The 4252-nt window shown below is 40.0% G+C and carries 3 protein-coding genes; all 3 read left to right on the top strand.

Going from position 1 to position 4252, the window contains the following annotated elements:
• Positions 1-35: 35 nt before the first annotated feature.
• Positions 36-662, top strand: a complete 627-nt coding sequence (locus ACFE90_RS36770; RefSeq protein ID WP_375507171.1) for a heme-copper oxidase subunit III — start codon at positions 36-38, stop codon at positions 660-662.
• A gap of 934 nt (positions 663-1596) precedes the next feature.
• Entirely contained in the window at positions 1597-2871 is a 1275-nt protein-coding gene (locus tag ACFE90_RS36775; RefSeq protein ID WP_375507172.1) for a protein kinase, read from the top strand.
• 131 nt (positions 2872-3002) lie between these two features.
• The gene (locus tag ACFE90_RS36780; RefSeq protein WP_375507173.1) at positions 3003-4076 is read left to right on the top strand and encodes a PstS family phosphate ABC transporter substrate-binding protein; all 1074 of its coding nucleotides are present in this window, start codon (positions 3003-3005) and stop codon (positions 4074-4076) included.
• Positions 4077-4252: the final 176 nt, after the last annotated feature.

Below are 4252 nucleotides of genomic sequence, written 5' to 3' on the forward strand. Positions count from 1 at the left end.
ATTCCCCACTCCCCACTCCCCACTTATAAAAATTCATGCAAAGTCAAACTATTGACCCAGCTAAAACCGAACTAAATCATCACCACGCGGCGGAAGCGTCCGTCGGCCATCACGAAGAACATCCAGACCATCGTATGTTTGGACTAATTGTCTTTCTGATTGCTGAAGGGATGATTTTTATGGGGTTGTTCGGAGCCTATTTGGCTTTCCGTGCTACCTTACCTGCATGGCCGCCAGCAGGTACTCCAGAATTAGAACTACTGTTACCTGGAGTCAACACCATCAATCTAATTTCTAGTAGTTTTGTCATGCACAATGCTGACACTGCTATCAAAAAGAACGATACGCGGGGTGCAAAAATCTGGTTAGCAATTACGGCTGCGATGGGTGCTATTTTCTTAGTGGGTCAAGTATATGAATATACCCATTTAGAATTTGGTTTAACTACCAATTTATTTGCCAGTGCATTTTACGTTTTGACTGGTTTCCACGGATTGCACGTTACCCTTGGCGTTTTGGCAATTGTTGCTGTGTTGTGGCGATCGCGCGTTCCGGGTCATTACAGTAACGAAAAGCACTTTGGCATTGAAGCAGCCGAAATATACTGGCACTTCGTTGACGTGATTTGGATTATTTTGTTCGGATTACTGTATTTACTGTGAGTATTAATTATTAGTTGTTCATTCCACGCGGACAACTTAAATAGGCCCCCTAGTGGGGGCTTTTTTAATTAATAGAATGCTGCCGTTACAGTTATCTGCCCTGATATCACATTATTTTATCTATCGACTGGCAGCAAAATCTAAATTAGGACTGTTTCTAGAAGATTAAATATCTGGAAAATTATCTAAAACGTTTTTTATTCTTTATAAAACAGTTTTATTCTTTACCTAGCAAGAGTTACAGAAAATATATTAAAACCAGGGTAAACTTTTTCCACTATGAGTTTTGCTAAATGCAACTGATTTATTGCAAGTGATACAGGCGCGAGTAAAAGGTGGGAAAGGTTGGAAAAGTTGGATGTTTTATAGAAACTATTGAATAACTAGTTAATATACTGTAAGTTGATATGTGAGTGATTGACAACTAACACTTGTTTGCCTCCAAACCATCACTGAGTTTTTACCTCAAGAACTTACCTGTTTTTTTGATTTTTGTCTAATTAACGTTGATATGACGAAGCGATCGCCGTTATTAATAACTAAAATCTGGTAACATAATTCTAGTGGACACGTAAGAATACTGATGCCTTTAAATGCCACTGTTCTAGGTGTTATCAGCAATCAGACCCAAGACTTAAAATAAATCTCCTGACTCATGAATGTTGTCATCTGTCGGCAATTATAAATACTGTGGGCTAGTGTTAAATTTACATAAATGATAAGATTATAGAATTATTACAAAAATAAATTTTTATATTAAGATACCCATATGAGGGATGAAATCAACCAATCATGCGGTTAAGCATAAAACTGCTCAAAAGCATAAGTCGCCTGAGAAGCTGACTGCCTCAAATACCAACAAATTTAGCGGCAGGTGTTCATAACCTCACCTAAGCTCTGAATGGTCAGTAAATTAACGAGTAGTATACGCCACATGAGCCAGAACCCTCTAGTTAGAAAAAAACTTCGGAGTCGCTTTGAGACAGTCAAACTGCTGGGAAGCGGAGGAACTGGTAATACTTACTTGTTATCAGGTGGTACACGTAAAAGACATCAATACTCTCTCGCCAGAAAAACACTTCGGAATCGCTTTGAGATTGTCAAACACTTAGGAAGCGGGGGTTCTGGTGATACCTACTTAGCCGTAGACCTAGATTTACCAGGACGACCCCATTGTGTCGTCAAACATTTCCACCCAAAAGATACCAATCCTGCTGTTCTACCCATCGCTAAAAGCCTATTTGATCGGGAAGCGGAAGTTTTATACCAGCTAGGCAACGACCACGACCAAATTCCTAGACTATTTGCCCATTTTAATGAAGATGGGGATTTCTATTTAGTCCAGGAATTTATTGACGGTTATGCATTAACTCAAGAAATTGTACCAGGTGAGCGTCTTAGCGAAAATGTAGTCTTAAATTTATTAAAAGATATCCTAGAAGTTCTGTCCTTCGTCCACCAAAATAACATTATTCACCGGGATATTAAGCCCCAAAATTTAATGCGGCGGCACTCCGATCAGAAGATTGTGCTAATTGACTTTGGAAGTATTAAGAAAATTGGTGCTTTAGGAGCAGGCTTAACAATTTCTGTTGGGACTCCTGGCTATATGCCAAGCGAACAGGCTAAGGGAAAGCCAAAACTTTGCAGCGATATCTATGCAGTAGGGATGATTGGTATTCAAGCTTTGACAGGTTTAATACCTGAGCAACTACAAGAAGATCCCAACACTGGAGAACTTCTTTGGCGCGATCAGGCACAGGTAAGCGACGCTCTGGCAAATATTTTAGATACAATGGTTTGCGATCGCTACAACCAGCGTTACCAATCTGCCGCAGAAGCTTTGCAAGCGCTTAATTCTGATCTGGCGTTGTCAGAGTCCTTACAATCTACTGACATAAACCAAAATACTGATGATAGCCATTTTCTAAATTATAAAAATTTTATTTTGCTGTTGGGAATAGGGCTTGGTGCTATCACTAGTTTGATAGTACTAGTTTTAATATATACATTTATTAATACAGGTACATCACCTCCAAAGCAACCTACTCAATTAAATAATTTTAGAGAAAAATTGCTTGAGCCACGGTTCACTAATATTAAGGTCAATCGCCAAGTAGCTAAATCAGTAGCTAACAGAGGAGTCTATAAAAGCAATTCCACCATTGCTAAAGGCTACCAAAGAAGAAATGGAATTGTACTACATTAGAAAGAATTAATCATCTACCAGCAATCATAAAAATCACTATTAACTGGCTTATTCCAGATTTATTCTTAACCTAAATATTTATAGATTCCTGTAGGATAAATATAATAAACAACATTTAAAGATTTAAAGATATGGACAATACAAATCAAAGAAGAGCTTTAATTAACGGTGAAATTGGCCTCTTTCTAAGAGGTTTGATTATTGGGAAAGTGCTGACACTTATGGTTATTGGCGGACTGCTTTGGTGGTTACTCAAGCCGAATTTATTGTCCCGCAATAGCGTTAATTCCTCTAATGAAAATTTAAACAGCCTCGCTAGTAGTGCATCAACTTTTCAGACAGTAGCTGATGTCCCTAATGCCTCATTTAACTATGGAGGCAGTACAGCTTGGGCATCTATCCGGCAATTGGTAGATTCTGAGATCCAGAGCGATCGCCCAGAATTACAATTACACTATGTAAACCCTGTTAGTGGTAGCCCTGGTTCTAGCTCCGGCATTCAGATGTTGCTTGATGGGAAACTAGACTTTGCTCAGTCTTCCCGTCCCCTGACAGATGAAGAACAAGCTATGGCAAAAGAGCGAGGCTTCACCCTTGAGCAACGTCAAGTGGGTATGGATGGAGTAGCAGTGGTAGTCAACCCATCACTCAATGTGCCTGGTTTAACTGTTGACCAATTACAGCAGATTTATTTGGGGAAAATTACTAACTGGAATCAAGTAGGTGGGCCAAACCTAGCCATCACACCTTTATCTCAAAGACCAGAAGACGCAGATACAGTAATATTCCCCAGCAACAGCAGCTTGAAGGGGCAAGCATTTGGCTCTAATGTGCAGTATGTCTACTCTACTACAGAGGCAGTGCGCCAACTCAGTAAAACTCCTGGTAGTGTCTATTACGCTTCTGCCCGTTCAGTATTACCTCAATGTAGTGTGAAGGCTTTGCGATTGGGTAGCACTTCTGGTCAGCTAATTGCCCCCTATCGCGAACCTCTGGTGTCACCTGAGCAATGCCTACGTCAGCGCAACCAGCTAAATACTCAGGCTATTAAAGATGGCAGCTATCCCATTATCGCTAACTTGTTTGTGATTATTAAGCAGAATAAAGGTCGGGAACAGCAGATTGGAAATGCTTATGCCAATCTTTTATTAACTGATGAAGGGCAAAGAGCAATTGAGCAAGCTGGTTTCGTCGCGGTTCGCTAGTAGCTCAAGTTGTTAGTTATTGTTGAGTGCGATCGCGCAATAAATTGTCTTGTAGGGTGCGTTACGCTATGGGAAGTGATGCCTACGGCGGTAAACTACGCACCATTCACTATTCATGTATTTATGAAACTATCCCACTAATAAAAAAGTATGGTAATCTACTTCTCAACAAGGAG

Origin of the sequence: uncultured Nostoc sp., assembly GCF_964245445.1 — a bacterium.
Lineage (GTDB): Bacteria > Cyanobacteriota > Cyanobacteriia > Cyanobacteriales > Nostocaceae > Nostoc.